At 74.8% G+C, this 22,755-nt stretch carries 20 protein-coding genes; 11 read left to right on the top strand and 9 right to left on the bottom strand.

Annotated features, from left to right (window positions below; all coding sequences use genetic code 11):
* Positions 1–391 precede the first annotated feature (391 nt).
* From ACN26Y_RS02125 to ACN26Y_RS02110, 4 genes are read right to left on the bottom strand one after another with little or no spacing between them, the layout of a single operon-like run.
* On the bottom strand, positions 392–1,645 hold the full coding sequence (locus ACN26Y_RS02125; protein WP_422734156.1) for an MFS transporter: 1,254 nt from the start codon (positions 1,643–1,645) through the stop codon (positions 392–394).
* Positions 1,646–1,685: 40 nt separating this feature from the next.
* Positions 1,686–2,267, bottom strand: a complete 582-nt coding sequence (locus ACN26Y_RS02120; protein ID WP_155333803.1) for an isochorismatase family protein — start codon at positions 2,265–2,267, stop codon at positions 1,686–1,688.
* Positions 2,268–2,286: 19 nt separating this feature from the next.
* Positions 2,287–3,573: a nicotinate phosphoribosyltransferase gene (locus ACN26Y_RS02115; protein ID WP_155333802.1), complete on the bottom strand. Its 1,287-nt coding sequence runs from the start codon at positions 3,571–3,573 to the stop codon at positions 2,287–2,289.
* Between the two features lie 4 nt (positions 3,574–3,577).
* A complete protein-coding gene (locus tag ACN26Y_RS02110; RefSeq protein ID WP_155333801.1) occupies positions 3,578–6,268 on the bottom strand; it encodes a helix-turn-helix transcriptional regulator in 2,691 nt (896 codons plus the stop codon).
* A 199-nt stretch (positions 6,269–6,467) separates the two neighbouring features.
* On the opposite strand from ACN26Y_RS02110, the gene ACN26Y_RS02105 reads away from it, so the two are divergent.
* The 11 genes from ACN26Y_RS02105 (at position 6,468) to rdgB (ending at position 15,788) form a co-directional block, all read left to right on the top strand.
* Complete coding sequence (locus ACN26Y_RS02105) at positions 6,468–8,024, top strand: hypothetical protein (RefSeq protein ID WP_230688849.1); 1,557 nt, start codon at positions 6,468–6,470, stop codon at positions 8,022–8,024.
* Positions 8,025–8,139: 115 nt separating this feature from the next.
* Entirely contained in the window at positions 8,140–8,430 is a 291-nt protein-coding gene (gene clpS / locus ACN26Y_RS02100; RefSeq protein ID WP_155333799.1) for an ATP-dependent Clp protease adapter ClpS, read from the top strand.
* A gap of 2 nt (positions 8,431–8,432) precedes the next feature.
* On the top strand, positions 8,433–8,927 hold the full coding sequence (locus tag ACN26Y_RS02095; RefSeq protein WP_196255962.1) for a DUF2017 domain-containing protein: 495 nt from the start codon (positions 8,433–8,435) through the stop codon (positions 8,925–8,927).
* 55 nt (positions 8,928–8,982) lie between these two features.
* Positions 8,983–9,471 (top strand): Mov34/MPN/PAD-1 family protein, encoded by a 489-nt coding sequence (locus ACN26Y_RS02090; RefSeq protein WP_155333797.1) that lies wholly within the window; start codon positions 8,983–8,985, stop codon positions 9,469–9,471.
* 69 nt (positions 9,472–9,540) lie between these two features.
* Entirely contained in the window at positions 9,541–9,939 is a 399-nt protein-coding gene (locus ACN26Y_RS02085) for a MoaD family protein (RefSeq protein ID WP_155333796.1), read from the top strand.
* Positions 9,940–9,950: 11 nt separating this feature from the next.
* Positions 9,951–10,916, top strand: a complete 966-nt coding sequence (locus ACN26Y_RS02080; protein ID WP_155333795.1) for a PLP-dependent cysteine synthase family protein — start codon at positions 9,951–9,953, stop codon at positions 10,914–10,916.
* Between the two features lie 266 nt (positions 10,917–11,182).
* Positions 11,183–11,929, top strand: coding sequence for an MBL fold metallo-hydrolase (locus tag ACN26Y_RS02075; RefSeq protein ID WP_155333794.1), 747 nt, complete (start codon positions 11,183–11,185; stop codon positions 11,927–11,929).
* Between the two features lie 92 nt (positions 11,930–12,021).
* Positions 12,022–13,167, top strand: a complete 1,146-nt coding sequence (locus ACN26Y_RS02070) for a glycosyltransferase family 4 protein (protein WP_155333793.1) — start codon at positions 12,022–12,024, stop codon at positions 13,165–13,167.
* Between the two features lie 52 nt (positions 13,168–13,219).
* Positions 13,220–14,338 (top strand): glycosyltransferase, encoded by a 1,119-nt coding sequence (locus ACN26Y_RS02065; RefSeq protein WP_422734999.1) that lies wholly within the window; start codon positions 13,220–13,222, stop codon positions 14,336–14,338.
* 57 nt (positions 14,339–14,395) lie between these two features.
* Entirely contained in the window at positions 14,396–15,121 is a 726-nt protein-coding gene (gene rph / locus ACN26Y_RS02060; protein WP_155333791.1) for a ribonuclease PH, read from the top strand.
* 52 nt (positions 15,122–15,173) lie between these two features.
* Positions 15,174–15,788 (top strand): RdgB/HAM1 family non-canonical purine NTP pyrophosphatase, encoded by a 615-nt coding sequence (gene rdgB / locus ACN26Y_RS02055; RefSeq protein ID WP_155333790.1) that lies wholly within the window; start codon positions 15,174–15,176, stop codon positions 15,786–15,788.
* 8 nt (positions 15,789–15,796) lie between these two features.
* Here the strand turns inward: rdgB and hutH are convergent, their stop codons facing one another.
* From hutH to hutU, 5 genes are read right to left on the bottom strand one after another with little or no spacing between them, the layout of a single operon-like run.
* On the bottom strand, positions 15,797–17,332 hold the full coding sequence (hutH, locus tag ACN26Y_RS02050) for a histidine ammonia-lyase (RefSeq protein ID WP_155333789.1): 1,536 nt from the start codon (positions 17,330–17,332) through the stop codon (positions 15,797–15,799).
* Complete coding sequence (gene hutI / locus ACN26Y_RS02045) at positions 17,329–18,531, bottom strand: imidazolonepropionase (protein WP_155333788.1); 1,203 nt, start codon at positions 18,529–18,531, stop codon at positions 17,329–17,331. The genes hutH and hutI overlap by 4 nt, the downstream gene beginning before the upstream one ends.
* Complete coding sequence (locus tag ACN26Y_RS02040) at positions 18,528–19,880, bottom strand: formimidoylglutamate deiminase (protein WP_155333787.1); 1,353 nt, start codon at positions 19,878–19,880, stop codon at positions 18,528–18,530. Before ACN26Y_RS02040 ends, hutI begins: the two co-directional genes overlap by 4 nt.
* Positions 19,877–21,091, bottom strand: coding sequence for an allantoate amidohydrolase (locus tag ACN26Y_RS02035; protein WP_155333786.1), 1,215 nt, complete (start codon positions 21,089–21,091; stop codon positions 19,877–19,879). The genes ACN26Y_RS02040 and ACN26Y_RS02035 overlap by 4 nt, the downstream gene beginning before the upstream one ends.
* A gap of 11 nt (positions 21,092–21,102) precedes the next feature.
* A complete protein-coding gene (hutU, locus tag ACN26Y_RS02030; RefSeq protein WP_155333785.1) occupies positions 21,103–22,752 on the bottom strand; it encodes a urocanate hydratase in 1,650 nt (549 codons plus the stop codon).
* Positions 22,753–22,755 lie beyond the last annotated feature (3 nt).

Raw genomic sequence — 22,755 nt, 5'->3', positions numbered from 1 at the left:
TCCCCTCCGGGGAGCGGCGCCCGTCGCCGTTCGGCCGTGGTGACCGGCGCGCCGGCTACGGCAACCGGCACGGGTGACCCGGCCGGCGCGGGTGGCGGCGGTGCGTGCGAGCCAGGCTGGATCCACTCCATGCCGGCGGCATCGCGTGCTCTGGGACTGGACGACCCTGCGACGCCGGCGGCATGGAGTTGACCTTGCGGGCCGCCCCGGCCCGTTCAGCCCGGCCCGGCCAAGTCGGGCCAGCCCGGCCAGGTCTACCCGCGGCCCGGCCCGGCCTCGGCTCGGCCCCAGCGCCGGCCCGGCCTCGGCTCGGCCCCAGCGCCGGCCCGGCCTCGGCTCGGGCCGGCTGGGTCGGCGGGGCCGGGTGCGGTCGGGTCGAGGTCGGGATGCTCTAGGCGGCGGGTGCGAGTTCGGGCTCGGGCTCGGGCTCGGGGGCCAGCTCCACAGCCGGCACGGCCCGGCGGCGGCGCAGCTCGACCGGGAGCACAGCCAGGGCGACCAGCGCGCCGATCGCGCCGGTGACCGCGAAGCCCCAGGCGGGCGCGGACGCGTCGATGACCGCCCCGGCCAGCGGGGCACCGACCGCGATGCCGATCGTGATGGCCGAACCGTGCAGGCCCATCGCCTCGCCGCGGGCCTCGGCGGGTGCCAGCCGGCTGACCTCGTCGGAGGTGGCGGCGATGGTCGGCGCGCAGAGCAGGCCGGCCGGGATCAGCGCCAGGCAGAGCAGCCACCAGTGGGAGCCGCCCAGCCCCACCGGGATCGTGGCGACGCTGAGCGCCGCCATCAGCACGAGCGGGGACCAGGAGCGGGTGACCGCCCCGTACGCGAAGCCGCCGACCAGCGAGGCGGCCGCCCACATGGCGAGCACCACCCCGGTGTAGCCGACCTCGCCGCCGTCCCGCAGCACCGCGATCACGGCCACGTCGGTGCCGCCCAGCACGAGGGTGGCGGCGGTGCTCGCGGCGAGCACGGCGAGCATCCGCGGGGTGAGCCATTCGCGCCGGGCCACCTTCCGCTGCGGCCCGACCGGCTCACCGGCGCCGCGTACCGGAGGGTTGAGCAGCCAGAGCCCGGCGCCGGCGGCGACGATGCCGGCGCCGACCAGGTAGAGGGTCGTCCGGGCGGAGATGGCGGTGACGGCGACCGTGGCGAGCGCGGGGCCGACCATGAACGACAGCTCCACGGACATCGAGTCGAGCGCGTACGCGGGGCGGCGCCGGGCCGGCGGGACCATGGCCGCGATGGACTGCCGGATCACCGAGAAGATCGGCAGCGCCAGTGAGCCGGCGAGGAAGGCGGCCGGCAGGAGCAGCGCGTACGACAGCATCGGCGCCGTGGACCAGAAGACCGCCTCGGCGACGCCGGTCAGCACGAGCACCGGGCGCAGGCCCCGCCGGTCCACCAGACGGCCGAGCAGCGGGCCGCCGATGGCCGCGCCGACGGTGATCGCGGCACCGACCAGCCCGGCGGCGCCGTACCCCCGGCCGAGATCCTCGACGACGAAGAAGGTGAGTGTCACCCCGGTCGCGGTGAGCGGGACCCGGGCGAGGACCGCCACCAGCAGCAGCGACCGGAGACCGGGCAGGGCGAGTGCCTCCCGGTAAGCCTTGATGTTCACGACGGTCCGTACCTCCGCGGACATCCTCAGCCGGGAGTACGACAACCGCCAAAGATTTACCGGGTCATGCGGCCCTGATCACAGGCTTTCCCCGGGTGGTGATCCCCGCGCCCTCGAACGCGCGGAGCGCCACGTCGGTCGTGTCCGGGGCGACACCGGCGGTCAGGTCCAGCAGCACGGTGGTGTCGAACCCCTCCTCGAAGGCGTCCAGGGCGGTGGCGCGGACGCAGTGGTCGGTGGCGATGCCGACGATCTCCACCTGGTCGACGTCGTGCCGTCGCAGCCAGTCGGCGAGGCACTCGCCGCCGTCGGTGTGCCCCTCGAAGCCCGAGTACGCGGCCGCGTGCTCGCCCTTGTGGAAGATCGCCGCTATCCGGTCGGTGGCCAGGTCGGGGTGGAACTCCGAGCCGGGGGTGCCCACCACGCAGTGCCGGGGCCACGAGTCGACGAAGTCCGGCGGATCGCCGAAGTGGGGGCCCGGGTCGACGTGGTAGTCCTTCGTGGCGACCACGTGGTCCCAGCGGCCCGGATCGGCGGCGAGCAGCCGGCTGACGCCGGCCGCGACGGCGGCGCCGCCACCGACGGCCAGCGAGCCGCCCTCGCAGAAGTCGTTCTGCACGTCCACGATGATCAACGCCTTGCCCATGTGACGTCCCTCCAGAGACTCAGTCCGCCGGAACGACGGTGACCGGGATGGCCGGGTCACCCGCCGAAAGCTTCAACCCCTCCCAGGGAATCGAGATCAGGCACTGCCGCAGGTGTTCCCGGGACTCGTCCAGCGTCGGCTGGTCGACCGGCTCCCCGCCCACCACGTACGACCGCTGGAGCAGCCGGTCGTGCGGCCGCCGGTCCGGCACGCCCTGCGGCACGATCACCTCCTCGGTGGCGGTGCCCGTCGGCTTGTGCCGGCGCACCGCCACCTTGCGTCCCCCGATGGTGGCCTTCTGCTCGGAACGCTTGACCACCGGGCGGCCGTCGACCTCGACGAGCTTGTAGACGAGGCCGGCCGTGGGGGCGCCGGAGCCGGTGACCACGGCGGTGCCGGCCCCGTACATGTCCACCGGTTCCGCGGCGAGCGCGGCGATGGCGTACTCGTCGAGGTCGCCGGACACGATGATCTTCGTCTCGGTGGCGCCGAGCGAGTCGAGCAGCTCGCGGGACTGCTGCGCCATCACGGCCAGGTCGCCGGAGTCGATCCGGACGGCGCGCAGGTCCGGCCCGGCCACCGCGATGGCGTTGCGGATGCCCTGGCTGATGTCGTACGTGTCGACCAACAGCGTGGTGTCCTTGCCCAGCGTGGCCACCTGCGAGGCGAACGCCGCCCGCTCGTCGTCGTGCAGCAGGGTGAACGCGTGCGCGGCGGTGCCCGCGGTGGGGATCCCGTAGCGCTGCCCGGCCGCCAGGTTGGAGGTGAACCGGAACCCGGCCAGGTACGCCGCCCGCGCCGCCGCGACGGCCGCCTCCTCGTGCGCCCGGCGGGAGCCCATCTCGATGAGGGTGCGCCCGCGGGCCGCGGTGACCATCCGCGCGGCCGCTGCGGCGACGGCGCAGTCGTGGTTGAGCACCGACAGGACCAGCGTCTCCAGCACCACGCACTCGGCGAAGGTGCCCGAGACGGTGAGGATCGGCGAGCCGGGGAAGGACAGCTCACCCTCGGCGTACCCGTCGACGTCGCCGGTGAAGCGGTAGTTGGTGAGCCACCGCGCCGCGGCCTCGTCCACGACGCCGGTGCGCCGCAGGAAGTCGACCTCGTCGGCGTCGAAGCGGAAGTCGCGGATCATCTCGACCAGCCGGCCCGTCCCGGCGACCACGCCGTAGCGGCGGCCCATCGGCAACCGGCGGTTGAACACCTCGAACACGCAGTGGCGGTCGGCGGTGCCGTCGCGCAGGGCGGCGCTGACCATCGTCAGCTCGTAGTGGTCGGTCAGCAGCGCGGGGCGAAGGGTGGTCACCGCCTCAGCCTAGAGTTTGGTCCGGGTGCCCGCCGTCGTGGCCCGGGATCGCCCGCAGCGCCGCCCCCAGCTCCGCCCGCCCGGTCACCCCGAGCTTGCTGTAGATGCGCTGGAGGTGGTTCTCCACGGTGCGCGCGGAGAGGTAGAGCTGCTGGGCGATGACGCGGCTGGTGGCGCCGGTGGCCGCGAGCCGGGCCACCTGCCACTCCCGGTGGCTCAGGGTCGGTGTACCGGCGCGCAGCGCGGGGGTGTCGACCTGGCCGCACCGCCCGAGCAGGGCGGCCAGCCGCTCCCGGGCGGTGCTGGCCGCGGGCGACCGCCGCTGCCGCAGGAGGTGCAGCGCCGTGGCGGTGGCCTCGGCGGCCCAGACGGTCAGGTCCAGCTCGGCGAAGGCCTCGGCGACGCCGAGCAGGTCCTCCGCGGCGCCGTCGGCCGCCGCCCGGGCGTGCCGGGCCAGCAGCGGCGGCAGCACCCCGTCGACCTGCTCGGACAGCTCGGCCAGGCGCTGGGCGACGGTGCGTCGGCTCCCGTCGGAGCAGGTCGGCCCGAGCGGTGCGGTGGCCTGGTCCAGGCGGACCAGGTCGTGGAGCGCGTGGACCTCGTGTCCGGCGAAGCCGTCGGCGCGGAGCCGCTCGGCCAGCTCCGCGAGGTGCTTGACGGCGCCGGGCAGGTCGCCGCCGGCCGCCAGGACCGCCCCGCGGGCCTGCTCCAGCCACGGGTAGAGCACCGCCATTCCCCGCGCGTGGGTGCGGTCGGCCTCCGCCATCGCCTCCGCGGCCTGCTCCGCGTCGCCGCGCAGCGCCGCGGCCTGGGCCCGCTCGGCCTGTGCCAGACCGGCGTAGACCCGGCTGGTGGCCAGGACCGCGCACGCGCCGAGGCTGGTCCGCAGCGCGGTGTCGGTCTCGCCGCGCAGCCGGGCCGCGTACGCCTGGAGGATCGCCAGGTAGCCGGTGCCGAGCCGGAAGTCCCCGGCGCCGGCCAGGTCGGCGAACTCGTCGGCCACGATGGCGTCGATGCCGAGCAGGTCCCCGGCGAGCGCGAGCCGGGTGCCACGGGCCAGCTCCAGTGCGAGTTGCAGGTACGGCATGTCCGCCCGCCAGTGCCCGGCCGCCGCCTGGACCAGCTCGATGGCCACGGCGCTGCGGCGCAGCTGCCCCTGCGCGGTGTGCAGGTAGGCGATGGTGCACCGGGCCAGTTCCCGCGCGGCGACGCTGGCGGCGGGCCGGTCCAGCACGGTCTGCCCGAGCCGGAGCGCGGCGGCGGTGTCCATGAGTTGCAGTCGCATGATCGCCTCGAAGGCGAGGACGCGGGCCTGGGCGGCGGAGTCCTTCAGCTCGGCGCCGCGGGCGGCGAGTTCCTCCACGGTGGATTCCCGGCTGAGCCCCCAGTAGCTGACCATGCCGCGCACGGTGAGCCACCGGCTGCGCCGGTGGTCGTCGGCCAGGTCGGCCGCGACGGCGTCGAGCACCTCGATCGCCTCGTCCGGCCGGTCGGCGAACATGAGGATGGTGGCCAGCAGCTCCGCGGCGTCGAACCCTCCGCCGGTGTCGAGCGCCGCCCGGGCGAGCCGCGTCGCCAGCGGCACGTCGTAGCGGGTGAACGCCTGCACCGCGGCGCCGAGCAGCATCCGCTCGTCCTGCGCGGTGCCCGACTCCAGCCGCCAGACGGCGACCCGCAGCAGGTCGTCCCGGCGGCGGGTGCCGACCTCCTCGAGCAGTTGCGCGAGGCGGGCCTGCAGGCGGCGGGTGCGGCTGACCGGGCACTGCCGGCGCATCACCTCCCCGTACATCGGGTGGGCCAGGCGTACGTCGAGCCGCCGGTCGTCGCGGACCACGGTGATGAGGCCGCGTTCCTCGGCGGTCTCCACGTCGGCCGGTTCGACCGCCTGCCCGAGCAGCTGCAGGCCGAGCGGTTCGCCGAACGCGACCAGCTCGACCACCGCCCGGACGCCGGGAGTGAGCTGACCGATCCGGGTGTCGATCAGGTCGGTCAGGCTCGGCGCCAGCTCCAGCCGGCCGGTCCACGTCCACACCCCGTACGTGCTGGTCAGCTCCCCGGTGCCGGAGGCGGCGTGGACGAGTTCGCGGAGCAGCAGCGGGTTGCCGGCGGAGAGCCGCCAGAGCCGGTCGGCGGAGCCGGCGTCGACCGGCCCGTCCAGGATCGCGGCGAGGAGCCCGGCGGTGTCGGCCGGGTCCATCGGGCTCAGCTCGGCGCGGTCGACCAGGTCGTCGGTCCACAGTGCGCGGATCGGCAGCGGGATCTGCTCGCCCTCGCGCAGGGTGCCGATGACGGTGGCGTTCTCGGATCGGGCGATGAGGTGCACCAGCGCTGCGGACGGCGGGTCCAGCAGGTGCGCGTCGTCGACGGCGAGCACGATGCGGCGGCCGGCCGCCTGCTGTTGCAGCACGTCCACGGCCCAGCGCAGGACACCGGCCGGTGACAGGCCCTGCGGCTGGTCGGCGGGGAGGACCTGGACCAGCCCGCCGAACGGGAGCGCGGCGGTGGTGGCGCTCGCCGCGACGTACCAGACCGCGTACCGGTCGCGGGGCAGCCCGTCCACGCACTCGCGGAGCAGCCGGCTCTTGCCGATGCCGGCGCTGCCGCTGATGAACAGCCCTCGCCCGTCGAGGCCCGTCACCGCCGACAACAGACGGTCGAGCTCGTGTCTGCGACCGACGAATCTCCACCGACTCATCCGCGCAGCATATCGACGTGATTCCGTATGCAACTAGTCCGTCACGCACCGAAGTTGAGTAACCTCGTCGTTACCGCTGAGTAGACTGGGTGTTCCGACTCGGTCCCGGGTCGCCCGTACTCTTCCGGCATCCGGTCAACTACCGGACAGTTCCGCGTGGCCGGCACCGCCGGTCACCAGCACTGGGAGGCCGCCTGTGATGCCGGGTCCGCTCCCCGCGGTCGACATGTCGGGCGATCCGGCCGGCGCCGCCGACCTGCCCCGCGGCCGGCCGCTGCCCAGCCGGAACGCGCCCGCGCCCGGTGCGGACGAGCCGCTGGCGGTGGTGGCCGCCGGTCCCGCCGGCGCGGGTCGGGTCGAGGTGCTCGCCACGCTGCTCCGGCTGGACCCCGCCATGCTCGCGGTCCCCGCCGGCAGTTGGCTGGTCGTCCGCCACGCGCAGGTTCCGAGTCGGGCCGCGTACGTGCCCGGCTACCGCCAGCCGCACTCGTACGGCGCCGACCGGCTGGCCGCCGGGCCGGCGCTCGCCCGACCGCCGCGCCGGGTCGAGCTGTCCGTGTCGGAGCCGCTGCTGAGGCACTTCGCCCTGGTCGACACCCCGGACACCGGCAGCCTCGGTGTGCCCGGTAACCGGGTGCTGCTGGACGCGGCGGGCCGCGCCGGCGCGGTGCTCTTCGTCATCGCCGCCGACCAGGCGTTCACCGCCGCCGAGCTGCATCTGCTGGCCGACCTCGCCGCCGCGCGGGTCGAGGTCTTCTTCGCCGTGACGCCCGGTGCGGGTGGCTGGTGCCCGCCCGACGGCGGGTCGACGACGGAGGACACGGGGGCGTCCGTCGGCACGGCCGACGCCGGGTCCACCGGGCCGTCGGCGGTCACCCCGGTGGACCCGGCCGCCGTGACCGTGGCGGCGCACCGGGCGGCCCTGCTCGCCGCGGTCCCCGACCTCGCCCGTGCCCGGTGGTTCCCGGTCAGCCCGGGCGGCGCCGACGACCTGCGTCGGGGGCTGGTGGGCTGGGCCGCCGACGAGGGGCTGCGAAGGGCGAGCGCCACGCCGCCGGTGCTGCCCGGGGCGCACGGCCGGGTGCCGGTGCTGCCCGAGCCCGGCCCGTGGTCCGACGAGCTGGACCGGCGGGCCCGCTCGGTCGCGCGGCGCATCCGCCAGCACCTGGCCCTGGAACTCGCGAACGTCCACCTGCGGGTGGTGCAGGAGATCGTCTTCGGGGTCGGCTGCACCGGCCTCCCGCACCTGCTCGACCGCGAGATGGAGGCCCTCTCGCTGCTGGCCACCGCGCAGTGCGACCAGGCCGTCCGCAACCTGGTCGACGAGGCGGCCGGGCGGGTGTTCGGCGCTCCGCTGGCACCGGGCGTCCGCCGGCGGATCGCCAACGCGGTCCGGTGGGGCCTGGCCGACCACCGCTCCGGCGAGGAACTGGAGCGGGTTCTCCTGGTGACCAGCACCGGTGGGGTGGCCGGCCTGACCGGCGCCGGCGCGATCGACGCAATGACCGGCTATTCCGGAGCCGCACGGGAGGACATTCTCCCGCCGGTGGCGGTGGCCCTCTCCGGTGGCTGCTGGCAGCACTGGCGCAGCCCCGGCAACAACGACCCGAACGCGGCGCGGGCGTGGGCCCAACGCGCGCTGCGGGAGGTCGAGCTGGAGCTGACCCGCGAGGTGTCCCGACGCTTCGAGGTGATCCGCCTCTCGCTGGACGCGGTGCTCTCCGATGCGGTCGACCACGGCATCCTGCTCGCCTGACGGGGGTGCCGACGCGTCGCGTCCGCGTGGCTCCGCAGGCGGTCACGGCGCCGATCCGGGACCGGCCGGCGTTCCGGTTCCTCGGTTCGCCGGATCCGGTGGCACGATGGGGGGCATGGCGGCTCCGCAGGTTGCACCGGTCGAGACGCCGGACACCGACGAGGTGCCGGCGCCCGACCGGCCGTGGGTGACGATCGTGTGGGACGACCCGGTCAACCTGATGACGTACGTGACCTGGGTCTTCCAGAAGCTCTTCGGGTACAGCCGGGAGAAGGCCGAGCAGCTCATGCTGGACGTGCACCACAAGGGCAAGGCGGTCGTCTCCAGCGGCGCCCGCGAGCGCATGGAGCACGACGCGTCGCAGCTGCACGCGTACGGTCTCTGGGCGACGGTGGATCGGGCGTGAGCATGTTCCGGCGCCAGGGCGACCGCTACGTCGCCATCTTCGCCGTGGACGAGGTCCGGGTGTTGCGCAAGGTCGCCTCCGAGGTGGTCGGGCTGCTCACCGACGGGTTCGACCACTCCGACCCGGTGGTCGGGCGGCTGTTCCCGGAGGTCTACCCGGAGGACGCCGCGGGGACGGCCGAGTTCCGCCGGTACACCGAGGGCGACCTGAAGACCGCGAAGATCGACCAGGCCGGCGCGATCCTCGCGGCGCTGCCCGACGAGGCGGGCGGCGAGGTGCGTCTCGACGCCGAGGCGGCCGAGGCGTGGCTGCGGGCGCTCAACGACGCCCGCCTGGCGATGGGCGTCCGGTTGGAGATCAAGGACGGCACCGACCTCGGCGCCGAGCTGGACGATGCGGTGGCCGAGGACCCGACGTCCAGCCGGGTGTTCCAACTGTCGGTCTACGCCTACCTGGGCTACCTCCAGGAATCCCTGCTCAACGCCCTGATCGACTGATTCGTGACCGCCGCCACCTCGCCGGGCCGCGCGGGCAGGCGTTAGGCTGGTCGGCGTGCTGAGCATCGACCGGTCGATCGTCGACGCGATCGTCGCCCACGCGCGTCGGGACCACCCCGACGAGGCGTGCGGCGTGGTCGCCGGCCCCGCCGGCAGCGACACCCCGGCCCGGCACATCCCGATGGAGAACGCCGCCCGCTCCATGACCTTCTACGAGTTCGACTCGATGGAGCAGTTGCGCGTGTGGCGGGAGATGGACGACCGGGACGAGGAGCCCGTCGTCATCTACCACTCGCACACCGCGACCGAGGCGTACCCGTCGCGTACCGACATCTCCTTCGCCGGCGAGCCCAATGCGCACTATCTGCTCGTCTCCACCCGTGAGCCCGACACCGAGGAGATCCGCTCCTTCCGGATCGTCGACGGCGTGGTCACCGAGGAGCCGGTCCGCATCTTGGAGCCGGGGGTGGACCCGCACGCCGTGCAGTCCTACATGTTCGGGCAGAGCCCGGCGACGGTCGACTACGAGTGTTCCGGCCGCTGAATCCAGCGCCGTAACACCCTGTCTCGTCCCGTCACCATTTCGGCACACCCGACCAAGGAGCACGACATCATGGCCATCGAGGTTCGCATCCCCACCATCCTGCGCAGCTACACCGGCGGCGCGAAGGTCGTCGAGGGCGCCGGCGACACGCTGGGCGACCTGCTCGCCGACCTGGACTCCCGGCACGCCGGCCTGAAGGCCCGGCTGGTCACCGAGACCGGCGCGCTGCACCGCTTCGTCAACGTCTACGTCAACGACGAGGACGTCCGTTTCCTCGGCTCGCTGGACGCCAAGCTCAACGACGGTGACAGCGTGACGATCCTGCCGGCCGTGGCGGGCGGCGCCTTCGGCTTCGCCGCCGCCGCGGCGATCGCGCAGCACGGTGCCGCCGCCGCGGCGATCGCGCAGCACGGTGCGGCGGCGGGCGCGTCGGCCGCGGCCCGGCGCGCCTCGGTCGCCGCCCGCTGAGGGCGGTCGTCATGGCGCGGTACGACAGCCTTCTCGACGCCTGTGGCGGCACGCCCCTGGTCGGGCTGCCCCGGTTGTCGCCGACGGTGCCCGACGGGGCACCGCCGGTGCGGTTGTGGGCCAAGCTGGAGGACCGGAACCCGACCGGCAGCATCAAGGACCGGGCGTCCCTGTTCATGGTCCGGGCGGCCGAGGAGGCCGGCCGGCTGCGGCCGGGCGACACCATCCTCGAACCGACCAGCGGCAACACCGGGATCTCGCTGGCCATGGTGGCGAAGCTGCGCGGGTACCGGCTGGTCTGCGTGATGCCGGAGAACGTGTCCACCGAACGGGTCCAGCTGCTGCGCATGTACGGGGCGGAGATCATCTTTTCGCCGGCGGCGGGTGGCTCCAACCAGGCGGTCGCCACCGCCAAGCAGATCGCCGCGGAGCATCCCGACTGGGTGATGCTGTACCAGTACGGCAACGAGGCGAACGCCCGTGCGCACTACGAGACCACGGGTCCCGAGCTGCTGCACGACCTGCCCACGATCACCCACTTCGTGGCCGGTCTGGGCACCACCGGCACGCTGATGGGCACCGGGCGCTACCTGCGCGAGAAGGTCGAGGGCATCCAGGTCGTCGCGGCCGAGCCGCGCTACGGCGAGCTGGTCTACGGACTGCGCAACATCGACGAGGGCTACGTCCCGGAGCTGTACGACGCGACCGTGCTCACCCGGCGCTTCTCCGTCGGGACGCGGGACGCGGTGCTGCGGACGCGCCAGCTGGTGGAGGTGGAGGGCATCTTCGCCGGGTTCTCGACCGGCGCGATCCTGCACGCCGCCCTGGCGGTGGCGCACGAGGCGGTCCGCGAGGGGCGCCGCGCCGACGTGGCCTTCGTGGTGGCCGACGGCGGCTGGAAGTACCTGTCGACCGGGGCGTACGGGGGCACCCTCGGGGACGCGGAGGACGCCCTGGAGGGCCAGCTCTGGGCCTGACCGGACGAGCAGCGCGGACGGGGCGCCGGCCGGTGCCGGGGCCCCCGCCGGGCCCGCGTGTGCACAGGGCGTGGTCGTGCCGGTCGGTCGCGTCGGGGCGGGCACCGGGAGCGGGTGTCACGTTCGTGACATCTTCCTGCGGATGATTCATGCGTTCGCGTACGCGAGCGTAGGCTGCGCAGCGTGGCGTACGCGTCGGTAGAGATCATGCTCCGCGGAGAGACGGCCGGCGCGGCAGCTACCCAGCGTGACAGCGAGACAACTCGATGCGACTGACCGTCCTGGGCTGCGCGGGGAGTTTTCCCGGCCCCGAGGCCCCCTGCTCGGCGTACCTGGTCGAGGCCGAGGGTTTCAAGCTCCTGGTGGACTTCGGGTCCGGGTCGCTGTCCACGCTCCAGCGGTACGCGGGGCTGCACGCCCCCGACGCCATCCTCCTCACCCACCTGCACTGCGACCACATCCTCGACGCCGCGTCGTACGTGGTCGTGCGCCGGTACGCCCCCGACGGCCCCTACCCACCGCTGCCGGTGTACGCCCCGGCCGGCGCGCCGGACCGGCTCGCCGCCGCGTACGGGCAGGAGGACGCCACCGTCGAGGACGTCTACCAGTTCTACGCCCTCCAGCCGGGGACCTTCCCGATCGGCCCGCTGACCGTCACCGTCGACCGGGTGAACCACCCGATCGAGACGTACGGGGTGCGGGTGGAGCACGGCGGGCGGGTCCTCTGCTACTCGTCGGACACGGCGCCGTGCGACGCCCTGCTGCGGCTGGCCCAGGACGCCGACGTGTTCCTCTGCGAGGCGAGCTACCTCGACGGCGTGGACAACCCACCGGACCTGCACCTCACCGGCCGGGAGGCGGGCGAGGCGGCCACCAAGGCGGGCGTCGGCCGACTGCTGCTGACCCACCTGGTGGCGGCCTGGGGCAGCGAGGCGCACACCGTCGCGTCCGCCGCCGCCGCGTACGCCGGCCCGCTCGAGGTCGTCCGGCCCGGCGCCAGCTACGAGGTCTGACGCCCACCCGCGCGGCGGCTCTTGCCGAACTGTTCGCCGGGCGGTCAATGTCCCGTCGTCTGGCGCACCCGTGGCACCCGCACGGTGAGGGCATGCGCATCGCCATCGTCACCGAGTCGTTCCCGCCGGACGTGAACGGTGTCGCACACTCGGTGGTCCGGGCGGCGGAACACCTCGTCGCCCGCGGCCACGAGCCGGTGGTCGTCGCGCCGGCGCCGCCCGGGTCGCACCGGCACGACACCGACCGGTACCCGTACCCGGTGGTCCGGATCCCGAGCGTGCCCCTGCCGCGCTACCAGGGCTTCCGGCTGGGCGTACCCACGCCGGCCCGGTTGGCCGGCGCGCTGCTCTCGTACGCCCCCGACGTCGTCCACCTGGCCAGTCCGTTCGTCCTCGGGGCGCGGGCCGCGGCACTGGCCGTGCGGCACGGCCTCCCGACCGTCGCCGTCTACCAGACCGACGTCGCCTCGTACGCCCGCGCGTACCGGGTCGGCTGGGGCGAGGCGGCGGCCTGGCGCCGGCTGCGGGAGATCCACAACTCCGTCAACCGCACGCTCGCGCCCTCCACCCGGGCCGCCGCCGACCTCATCGCGAACGGTGTGCAGCGGATCTGGCTGTGGCGCCGCGGCGTCGACGCCGAGCGGTTCCAGCCGGCGAAGCGGTGCGCGGACCTGCGGCGCACTCTCGCGCCCCACGGCGAACTGCTGGTCGGGTACGTCGGCCGGCTCGCCCCGGAGAAGCGGGTCGACCTGCTCGCGGCCACCGCCGCCCTGCCCGGCGTACGGGTCGTGGTGGCCGGGGACGGCCCGGCGCGGCGGCAACTGGAGAAGGCCCTGCCCGACGTGACGTTCCTCGGGGTGCGGCACGGCGACGACCTCGCCCGCCTGTACGCGAGCCTCGACGTCTTCGTGCACACCGGACCGCACGAGACCTTCGGCCAGACGATCCAGGAGGCGCTGGCCAGCGGCGTACCCGTGGTGGCCCCGGCGGCCGGCGGGCCGGTCGACCTGGTGGAGACGGGGGTGACCGGGACGCTGGTGCCGCCCGACGACACCGACGCGCTGGCCGGCGCCGTCGCGGCGCTCGCCGCTGACGGGTCGCGCCGGCTGGCGTACGGGCAGGCGGCCCGCGCGGCGGTGAGCCGCCGGAGCTGGACGGCGGTCGGGGACGAGCTGATCGGCCACTACCAGGCGGTGCGGGCGGGCGCGTCGGCGCTCGACCTGCCGGCGGCGTCGTGACCGGGCGACGTGCCGCCCGGTGGCGCGGCCGGACGGTGCCGTCGTGAGCGGCCTGCGGATCGTCCGGCTGGCGAACTTCGTCACCGGCCGCTCCGGCGGGCTCCGGACGGCGCTGCGCCACCTCGGCACGGGCTACCTGGCGGCCGGACACGACCCGGTGCTGGTGGTGCCGGGACGGCGGGACGCCGACGAGCGGCACCCGTGGGGGCGGGTGATCACCCTCGCCGGCCCTGAGGTGCCCCGGACCGGCGGGTACCGCCTGCTGACCGACCGCCGGCGGGTCGCCCGCGTGCTGGCCGGGCTGGGCCCGGACCGGCTGGAGGTGTCCGACCGCTCGACCCTCCGCTGGACCGGCGCGTGGGCGCGGGCGCACGGGGTGCCGTCGCTGATGGTCTCCCACGAGTCCCTCACCGGGCTGCTCGGCGAGTGGCGGGTGCCGCACGCGCTGCGGCGCCGGGCCGCCGACCGGCTCAACCGGGAGACCGCGGGGTCGTACGACCGGATCGTCTGCACCACCCGGTGGGCGGCCGAGGAGTTCGACCGGATCGCCGCGCCGGTCGAGCTGGTGCCGCTCGGGGTGGACCTGGACACGTTCCGGCCGGACCGGGCGGACGCGGCGCTGCGCGAGCGGTACGCGGACGCGACCGAGGTGCTGCTGGTGCACTGCGCACGGATGTCGGTGGAGAAAAGGCCGGAGCTGGCGGTGGACGCGCTCGCGGAGCTGCGCCGCGCCGGCGTGCCCGCCGTCCTGGTGATGGTGGGGGACGGGCCGCTGCGCCCGGCGCTGGCCCGGCGCGCCGAGGGGCTGCCGGTGGAGTTCACCGGCTTCCTACCCGACCGGGGGATGGTCGCGGCTCTGCTCGCCAGCGCCGACGTGGTGCTGGCACCCGGTCCGGTGGAGACGTTCGGCCTGGCCGGGCTGGAGGCGCTGGCCTGCGGCACCCCGGTCGTGGTGAACGCCGCCAGCGCCCTGCCGGAGGTGGTCGGCTCCGCCGGGCTCGCCGCGTACGGCTCGGCGGCGTCGCTGGCCGAGGCGGTGAACCGGCTGCTCGCCCGGCCGGCGGCGGAGCGGCGGCGGGCGGCGCGTGCCCGGGCCGAGGAGTTCGGCTGGCCGGCGTCGGTGGCCGGTTTCCTGCGGGTGCACGGCGCGCCCGTACCTGCCGCCGCCTGACGGCGGGTCGGGACACCCCGGGGCGCTTCGATCACGGCACCACATAGGGTGCAGGGCATGGCGCGACCTGACGGGCGGCTGCCCGACCAACTCCGACCGGTGACCCTGACCCGAGGCTGGAGCACACACCCGGAGGGTTCCGTGCTCGTGGAGTTCGGTGCCACCCGGGTGCTGTGCACCGCGAGCGTCACCGAGGGGGTGCCGCGCTGGCGCAAGGGCTCCGGGCTCGGCTGGGTCACCGCCGAGTACGCGATGCTGCCCCGCGCCACCAACACCCGGTCGGACCGGGAGAGCGTGAAGGGGAAGGTCGGTGGGCGGACGCACGAGATCTCCCGCCTGATCGGTCGCAGCCTGCGGGCGTCCATCGACCTCAAGGCGCTCGGCGAGAACTCCGTCGTGCTCGACTGCGACGTCCTCCAGGCCGACGGCGGCACCCGCACCGCCGCGATCACCGGCGCCTACGTGGCGCTGCACGACGCGGTCACCTGGCTCGGCGAGCGGAAGGCCCTCGCCGGCAAGCCGGAGAAGGTGATGCACCGGTCGGTGGCGGCGGTCAGTGTCGGCGTCATCGCCGGCGAGCCGCGGCTCGACCTCAACTACGACGAGGACGTGGCCGCCGAGGTCGACATGAACGTCGTCTGCACCGGCAGCGGCGAGTTCGTCGAGGTGCAGGGCACCGGTGAGGCGGGCGTGTTCGCCCGCGAGCAGCTGGACGCCCTGCTCGACCTGGCCGTCGCCGGCTGCGTGGAACTGGCCGAGGCCCAGCGGAAGGCACTCTCGTGAGCGCGAGGAGCGAGCTTGCGAGCCCCGCAGTCGCGAACAGAGGTGTTTCAGCATGAACAAGGTCCTGCTCGCCACCCGTAACCGCAAGAAGCTCACCGAGCTCCAGCGCATCCTCGACGGCGCGCTGGGCGCCCACCGGGTCGCCCTGCTCGGCCTCGACGACGTCGAGGAGTACCCGGAGCTGCCGGAGACCGGCCTCACCTTCGGCGAGAACGCGTTGATTAAGGCGCGGGAGGGCTGCCGCCGCACCGGCCTGCCGACGATCGCCGACGACTCGGGCCTGGCAGTGGACGCCCTCAACGGCATGCCGGGGGTCTTCAGCGCCCGCTGGGCCGGGCGGCACGGTGACGACCAGGCCAACCTCCAGCTGGTGCTGGACCAGATCGCCGACCTGCCGGACGAGCACCGGGCAGCCTCGTTCGTCTGCACGGTGGCCCTGGTGCTGCCCGGCGGCAAGGAGCACCTGGTCGACGGCCGGCAATCCGGCCGCCTGCTGCGGGCGCCCCGTGGCGACGGCGGCTTCGGCTACGACCCGATCTTCCTGGGCGACGGGCAGGACCGCACCAACGCCGAGCTGACGCCGGAGGAGAAGGACGCGATCAGCCACCGGGGCAAGGCGCTCCGCGAGCTGGCCAAGCTGGTCGCCAAGGTCCTCCCACCGGCCTGACGTCGCGGTCAGGCGAGGGCGCCGACCTCCCGCTCGATCGCGGCGCGCAGGTCGGGGCCGGCCACCACCGCGCGGGCCGCCTCCATCACCGGGGCGAGGAACACGTCCGGGCCCGGTTCGCCGGCGGCCCCGCCCAGCGCGGCGATCGCGGCCCGACCCGCCGGGGACGGCTCCAGCGGCGCCCGCAGCTGAAGTCCGCGCACCGCGGCGAGCAGTTCCACCGCGAGCAGGCTGGTCAGGTTGTCCAGGACCGTACGCAGCTTCTTCGTCGCCGCCCAGCCCATCGACACGTGGTCCTCCTGCATGCCACTGGTGGGCAGCGAGTCCACCGAGGCGGGCGCGGCGAGGCGGCGGTTCTCCGCGACGATCCCGGCGGCCGTGTACTGGGCGATCATCAGCCCGGAGTTCACCCCGGCGTCCGGGGAGAGGAACGCGGGCAGCTCCCGGGACCGGGTCACGTCGAGCAGCCGGTCCACCCGCCGCTCGGCGATCGCCCCGACCTCCGCCGCCGCGACCGCCAGGAAGTCCGCGGCGAAGCCCAGCGGCGCGCCGTGGAAGTTCCCGGTCGACTCGACCCGGCCGTCCGGCAGCACCACCGGGTTGTCCACGACCGAGACCAGTTCCCGGTCGGCCACCTGGCGGACGAAGTCGAGGGTGTCGCGGGCGGCGCCGGCGACCTGGGGAGCGCACCGCATCGAGTACGCGTCCTGCACGGCGTGCGCCAGGTCGTCGCGGTGCGAGTCCATCACCCCCGAGCTCTGGAGCAGCCGGTGGATGTTGGCCGCCGCGGCGGCCTGCCCCGGGTGCGGGCGGATGGCGTGCAGCTCCGGCAGGAAGGGCCGCTCCGAGCCGAGCATCGCCTCGATGGCCAGGGCGGCGGTGACGTCCGCCATGGTGAACAGGTGCGCGGCGTCGTGGATCGCCAGCAGCAGCATGCCCAGCATCCCGTCGGTGCCGTTGATCAGCGCCAGCCCCTCCTTGGCGGCCAGCTCGATCGGCGCCAGGCCGGCCCGGCGCAGGGCCTCGTCGGCGGGGACGCGCTCCCCCGACGGACCCAGCACCCACCCCTCCCCGAGCAGCACCAGGGCACAGTGGGCGAGGGGCGCCAGGTCACCGGAGGCGCCCAGCGAGCCGTGCTCCGGCACCCACGGCGTCACCTCGTGGTTGAGCAGGTCGACCAGCGCCTCGGCGACCAGCGGCCGGACGCCGGAACGGCCGAGCGCGAGGGAGCGTACGCGCAGCAGCATCATCGCCCGCACGACCTCGCGCGGCATCGGCGCGCCGACACCGGCGGCGTGCGAGCGGATCAGCGCGTGCTGGAGTTCGGCGCGGCGCTCGGGCGCGACGAAGGTGTTGGCGAGCGCCCCGAAGCCGGTGCTGACGCCGTAGACCGGCCGGCCGGCGGCCTCGATGCCGTCCACGATGGACCGGCTGGTGGCCATCGCGTCGATCGCCGCCGGGTCGAGGACGACCTTGGCGGTGCCGCGGGCCACGGCGAGCACGTCGGCGGGGGAGACCCCGGTGGGCTGGATGACTACGGTCATAGCGGTACTCCGTTGTGCAGGACCTGGCGGATCAGTGGGACTCCCGGCCGGTAGGCCAGGTGCAGATGGGACGGGGCGTCGAGGATCATCAGGTCGGCCCGCGCGCCGGGCCGCAACCGCCCGATGTCGTCGCGGCGCAGCGCCCGCGCGCCGCCGGCGGTCGCGGCCCAGACCGCCTCCGCCGGGGTCATCCGCATCTCGCGTACGGCGAGGGCGATGCAGAACGGCATCGACGACGTGTACGACGACCCGGGGTTGCAGTCCGTGGCGAGTGCGACGGTGACACCGGCGTCGAGCAGCCGACGGGCGTCCGGGTAGGGCGACCGGGTGGAGAACTCGGCCCCGGGCAGCAGGGTGGCCACGGTGGTCGTGTGCCCGCCCTCGGCGCACATGCAGTCGGACCGCGTCGACGCCAGCGCGTCGACGTCGGCGTCGGTGAGGTGGGTGCAGTGGTCGACGCTGGCAGCGCCCAGCTCGACGCCGAGCCGCACACCGGGCCCGGGACCGAGTTGGTTGGCGTGCACCCGCACACCGAGCCCGACCGCCTGCCCGCAGGCGAGGATCGCCCGGGCGTGGTCCACGTCGAAGGCGCCCCGCTCGCAGAAGACGTCGATCCAGCGGGCGTACGGTGCCGCGGCGGCGAGCATCGGCCCGCAGACCAGGCCCACGTAGTCGTCGGGGCGGTCGGCGTACTCGGCTGGGACGACGTGCGCCCCGAGGAACGTGGTCTCCCCGCTCACCTCGGCGGCGATCCGCAGGGAGCGGGCCTCGTCGGCGACGGTCAGGCCGTACCCGCTCTTGATCTCGATGGTGGTGGTGCCCTGCCGCAGCGCCTCGCCGCGCAGCCGGCGTACGGTGGCCCGCAGCTCGTCGTCGGAGGCGGCGCGGGTCGCGCCGACGGTGGTGCGGATGCCGCCCCCGGTGTACGGTTCGCCGGCCATCCGGGCGGCGAACTCGGCGGCCCGGTCGCCGGCGAAGACCAGGTGGGCGTGGCTGTCCACGAAGCCGGGCAGGACGGCCGCCCCCTCGGCGTCGATCCGCCGGTCGGCGGCCGGCGCGTCCCGGGCCGGCCCGATCCAGGCCACCAGGCCGTCCTCGACCAGCAGCGCGGCATTCCGGCGGAGGCCGAGCGCCCCGGCGCCGCCCTCGGAGTTGTTGGTGACCAGCTCCCCGATGTTGTCGACCAGCAGGCTGCTCACGAGGTCACCTCCGCGATGGCGGTGCGCAGTTCGGTGGGGACGTCCACGGTCAGGTGCCGGCCGTCGCGCACCACCACCCGGCCGTCCACCACGACCTGGGTGACGTCCGCGGCGCTCGCCGCGAAGAACGCCCCCACCGGCGGTACGCCGGCGGTGCGGGCGCTGTCCAGTCGCACGGTGACCAGGTCGGCCCGGTCCCCGATGGACAGCCGCCCGGCGTCGCCCCAGCCGAGCGCGGCGTGCCCGGCGACGGTGGCGGCGGTGACCAGGTCGGCGGCGGCGAAGTGACCCCGCTTGCGGGTGCGCAGCCGTTCGTCCAGCTCCACGGCGCGCGCCTCCTCGAAGAGGTCGACCACGGCGTGGCTGTCGCTGCCGAGGCTGAGTGGGCTGCCCGCGTCGGCCATCCGGTGTGCCGGCCCGATCCCGTCGGCGAGGTCCCGTTCGGTGGTGGGGCAGAGGCAGATCCCGGTCCCGCTGTCCCCGAGCAGCGTGACGTCGGCGCTGGTGGGATGCGTGGCGTGCACGGCGGTCGTGTGCCGGCCGAGGACCCCGCGGTCGGCGAGGAGGCGGGTCGGTGAGCAGCCGTGGACGGCCCGGCAGGCGTCGTTCTCGGCGGGCTGCTCGGAGAGGTGCACGTGCAGCGGCGCGCCCCGGCGGTCCGCCCAGCCGGCCACGGTGGCCAGCTGGTCGGCCGGCACCGCGCGGACCGAGTGGATCGCCGCGCCGACCCGCGCGTGCGTGTTGTCCGGCGTGAACGCGTCCACCCGCTGCGCCCAGCGCAGCGCGTCGCCGTCGCCGAACCGCCGCTGCGGGCCGACCAGCGGCTGCCCGTCCACCGTCGCGGTCAGGTACGCGGTGTCCAGGAGGGTGAGCCGGATGCCGGCGTGCGCGGCCGCCTCGACCAGCGCCGCACCCATCGCGTTCGGATCGTCGTAGGGCTCGCCGCCCGGCCCGTGGTGCAGGTAGTGGAACTCGCCGACGCAGGTGATCCCGGCCAGCGCCATCTCGGCGTAGACGGCCCGGGCCAGGGCCAGGTACGAGTCGGGGTCCAGCCGGGCCGCGACCGTGTACATGACGTCGCGCCAGGTCCAGAAGTCGCCGCGCCCGCCGTGCGTCCGCCCGCGCAGGGCCCGGTGGAAGGCGTGCGAGTGGGCGTTGGCCAGGCCGGGCAGGGTGAGCCCGGGCAGCCGTACCGCGTCGGTCAGGACCTCGACCCCGGCCGTCGGCCGGCCTCCGGCGGTCAGCGGGGTGACCCCGGTGATCCGCCCGCCGTCGGTCTCGATCAGCACGTCGGGCGTCGGCTCGGCGTGGTCCGGCAGCCAGGCGTACTCGGCGAGCCACCGGGTCATGTCAGCTCCTCCAGCACCCGCGCGAGGGCGGTCACGCCGGCGGCGCAGTCGTCGTCGGCGGCCGACTCGGCGGGGGAGTGCGAGATCCCGGTCGGGTTGCGCACGAAGAGCATCGCCGTCGGCAGGTGCCCGGCGAGCACACCCGCGTCGTGGCCCGCTCCGGTCGGCAGCACCGGCGCGTCGAGCAGCGTCGCGAGCCGGCCGGCCAGCCCGCCGTCGAACGCGACCAGCGGTGTCGCCGACTCCTCGGTCAGCGCCACCTCGGTGCCGTCGCGCCGGGCCCGCTCGGCGGCCTTGCCGTGGACGGCCTCCACCAGCCCGGCGAGGGTTTCCGGCTCCGCCGCACGGGCGTCCAGCCAGCCGGTCACCTTCGACGGGATCGCGTTGGTGGCGTTCGGCTCGACGGACACCCGGCCCACGGTGGCGTGGGCGCCGCGCAGCCGGGCCTCCTTGTTGGCGGCGAGGACCGTGAACGCGTACGTGAGCATGGGGTCGCGGCGGTCGCCCATCCGGGTCGTACCCGCGTGGTTGCCCTCGCCGGTGAAGTCGAAGCGCCAGCGGCCGTGCGGCCAGATCGCGCTGGCGACCGCGACCGGCGCGTCCTGGTCGACCAGCGCGCGGCCCTGCTCGACGTGCAGCTCGACGAACGCCGCGAACCGGCCGAGCAGCTCCGGCCGGGCGCCCGCCGGTCGGGCGCCCAACGCCTCGGCGAAGCTCACCCCGGCCGCGTCCCGCAGGCCGGCCGCGCGGTCGGCCGCCAGCGCCCCGGTGAGCAGCCGCGACCCCAGGCAGGGTACGCCGAACCGCGCCCCCTCCTCCTCGACGAACGCCGCCACGGCGACCGGCCGGGTGGGTGTGACGCCCGCCGCGCGCAGTTCGTCCACCGCGAGGAAGGCGCTGACGATGCCGAGCGGGCCGTCGTACGCCCCGCCGTGCGGCACCGAGTCGAAGTGGCTCCCGGTCAGCACCGCGTCCCCGGCCTCCGGGTCGCCCCACCAGGCGAACAGGTTGCCGTTGCCGTCCTCGGTCACCGGCATGCGGCGCCGCTCGGCCTGCCCGCGGAACCACTCCCGCAGGCGCAGTTCCGGCTCGGTGAGCGCGTACCGCAGGTACCCGCCGCTGCCGGCGTCCCGCCCGATCGGCGCGATCTCGTCCCACAGCTCGCGGAACCGGTTTGGAAGGGACCCTTTCACTACCGGATGCGTTAACAAGGGGCCCTTCCTTACGCCTCGGTCATCGGTACGCGTACGCCGGTGCGGGTGGCGACCTCGCGCGCGTCGTCGTAGCCGGCGTCGACGTGACGGATGACGCCCATCGCGGGGTCGTTGGTGAGCACCCGCTCGATCTTCTGCCCGGCGAGCGCGGTGCCGTCGGCGACGCAGACCTGCCCGGCGTGGATGGACCGGCCGATCCCGACGCCGCCGCCGTGGTGGATGGACACCCAGGACGCGCCGCTGGCGGTGTTGACCAGTGCGTTGAGCAGCGGCCAGTCGGCGATCGCGTCGGAGCCGTCGGCCATCGCCTCGGTCTCCCGGTACGGGCTGGCGACGCTGCCGCAGTCCAGGTGGTCCCGGCCGATCACCACCGGCGCGGACAGCTCACCGGAGGCGACCATCTCGTTGAACCGCACACCGGCCTTGTCCCGCTCGCCGTAGCCGAGCCAGCAGATCCGGGCCGGCAGGCCCTGGAAGGCGACCCGCTCGCCGGCCATCCGGATCCACCGCGCGAGGGACTCGTTCTTCGGGAACAGGTCGAGGATCGCCCGGTCGGTGGCGGCGATGTCGGCGGGGTCGCCGGAGAGCGCGGCCCACCGGAACGGGCCCTTGCCCTCGCAGAACAGCGGCCGGATGTACGCGGGCACGAAACCGGGGAAGTCGAACGCCCGCTCGTAGCCGCCGAGCTTCGCCTCGCCCCGGATCGAGTTGCCGTAGTCGAAGACCTCGGCGCCCGCGTCGAGGAAACCGACCATCGCCTCGACGTGCTTCGCCATCGACGCCCGGGCCCGGTCGGTGAACTCGGCGGGCTTGGCCGCCGCGTAGTCGCGGGCGTCGGCCAGCTCGACGCCCTCCGGCAGGTACGACAGCGGGTCGTGGGCGCTGGTCTGGTCGGTGACGATGTCGATCGCGACGCCGCGCCGGAGCAGTTCCGGGAAGACGGTGGCGGCGTTGCCGACCACGCCGACGCTCAGGGCCCGGCGGTCCCGCTTCGCGGCCAGCACCCGCTCCACGGCGTCGTCGAGGGAGTCCGCGATCTCGTCCAGGTAGCGGTCGTGCACGCGCCGCTCCAGCCGGGTGCGGTCCACGTCGACGATCAGGCAGACGCCGCCGTTCATGGTGACGGCGAGGGGCTGCGCCCCGCCCATCCCGCCGCAGCCGCCGGTCAGCGTCAGCGTCCCGGCCAGCGACCCGGCGAACCGCTTGGCCGCCACCGCGGCGAACGTCTCGTACGTGCCCTGGAGGATGCCCTGCGTGCCGATGTAGATCCAGGACCCGGCGGTCATCTGCCCGTACATGGTCAGGCCGAGCTGTTCGAGGCGGCGGAACTCCGGCCAGGTCGCCCAGTCGCCCACCAGGTTCGAGTTGGCCAGCAGCACCCGCGGCGCCCACTCGTGGGTGCGCATGACCCCGACCGGCCGGCCGGACTGCACCAGCATCGTCTCGTCGTCGCGCAGGTCGGTGAGTGTCCGCACCAGGGCGTGGTACGACGGCCAGTCCCGCGCGGCCTTCCCGGTGCCCCCGTAGACCACCAGGTCCTCGGGGCGCTCGGCCACCTCGGGGTCGAGGTTGTTCATCAGCATCCGCAGCGCGGCCTCCTGCGGCCAACCACGGGCGGTGCGCTCGGTGCCGCGCGCGGCGCGGACGGGCTGCGTCATGGG

It is taken from the genome of Micromonospora sp. WMMD558, assembly GCF_049315255.1.
Taxonomy (GTDB): Bacteria; Actinomycetota; Actinomycetes; order Mycobacteriales; family Micromonosporaceae; genus Micromonospora.
This window is presented reverse-complemented; position numbering and strand designations above follow the sequence as displayed.

Excerpts from the sequence above, each read along its gene's own strand:
- ACN26Y_RS02125 (WP_422734156.1), bottom strand. The coding sequence starts at position 1,645 with ATGTCCGCGGAGGTACGGACCGTCGTGAACATCAAGGCTTACCGGGAG.
- ACN26Y_RS02120 (WP_155333803.1), bottom strand. The coding sequence starts at position 2,267 with ATGGGCAAGGCGTTGATCATCGTGGACGTGCAGAACGACTTCTGCGAG.
- ACN26Y_RS02110 (WP_155333801.1), bottom strand. The coding sequence starts at position 6,268 with ATGAGTCGGTGGAGATTCGTCGGTCGCAGACACGAGCTCGACCGTCTG.
- ACN26Y_RS02105 (WP_230688849.1), top strand. The coding sequence starts at position 6,468 with ATGCCGGGTCCGCTCCCCGCGGTCGACATGTCGGGCGATCCGGCCGGC.
- clpS (WP_155333799.1), top strand. The coding sequence starts at position 8,140 with ATGGCGGCTCCGCAGGTTGCACCGGTCGAGACGCCGGACACCGACGAG.
- ACN26Y_RS02095 (WP_196255962.1), top strand. The coding sequence starts at position 8,433 with ATGTTCCGGCGCCAGGGCGACCGCTACGTCGCCATCTTCGCCGTGGAC.
- ACN26Y_RS02085 (WP_155333796.1), top strand. The coding sequence starts at position 9,541 with ATGGCCATCGAGGTTCGCATCCCCACCATCCTGCGCAGCTACACCGGC.
- ACN26Y_RS02080 (WP_155333795.1), top strand. The coding sequence starts at position 9,951 with ATGGCGCGGTACGACAGCCTTCTCGACGCCTGTGGCGGCACGCCCCTG.
- ACN26Y_RS02075 (WP_155333794.1), top strand. The coding sequence starts at position 11,183 with ATGCGACTGACCGTCCTGGGCTGCGCGGGGAGTTTTCCCGGCCCCGAG.
- ACN26Y_RS02070 (WP_155333793.1), top strand. The coding sequence starts at position 12,022 with ATGCGCATCGCCATCGTCACCGAGTCGTTCCCGCCGGACGTGAACGGT.
- rph (WP_155333791.1), top strand. The coding sequence starts at position 14,396 with ATGGCGCGACCTGACGGGCGGCTGCCCGACCAACTCCGACCGGTGACC.
- rdgB (WP_155333790.1), top strand. The coding sequence starts at position 15,174 with ATGAACAAGGTCCTGCTCGCCACCCGTAACCGCAAGAAGCTCACCGAG.
- hutH (WP_155333789.1), bottom strand. The coding sequence starts at position 17,332 with ATGACCGTAGTCATCCAGCCCACCGGGGTCTCCCCCGCCGACGTGCTC.
- ACN26Y_RS02040 (WP_155333787.1), bottom strand. The coding sequence starts at position 19,880 with ATGACCCGGTGGCTCGCCGAGTACGCCTGGCTGCCGGACCACGCCGAG.
- hutU (WP_155333785.1), bottom strand. The coding sequence starts at position 22,752 with ATGACGCAGCCCGTCCGCGCCGCGCGCGGCACCGAGCGCACCGCCCGT.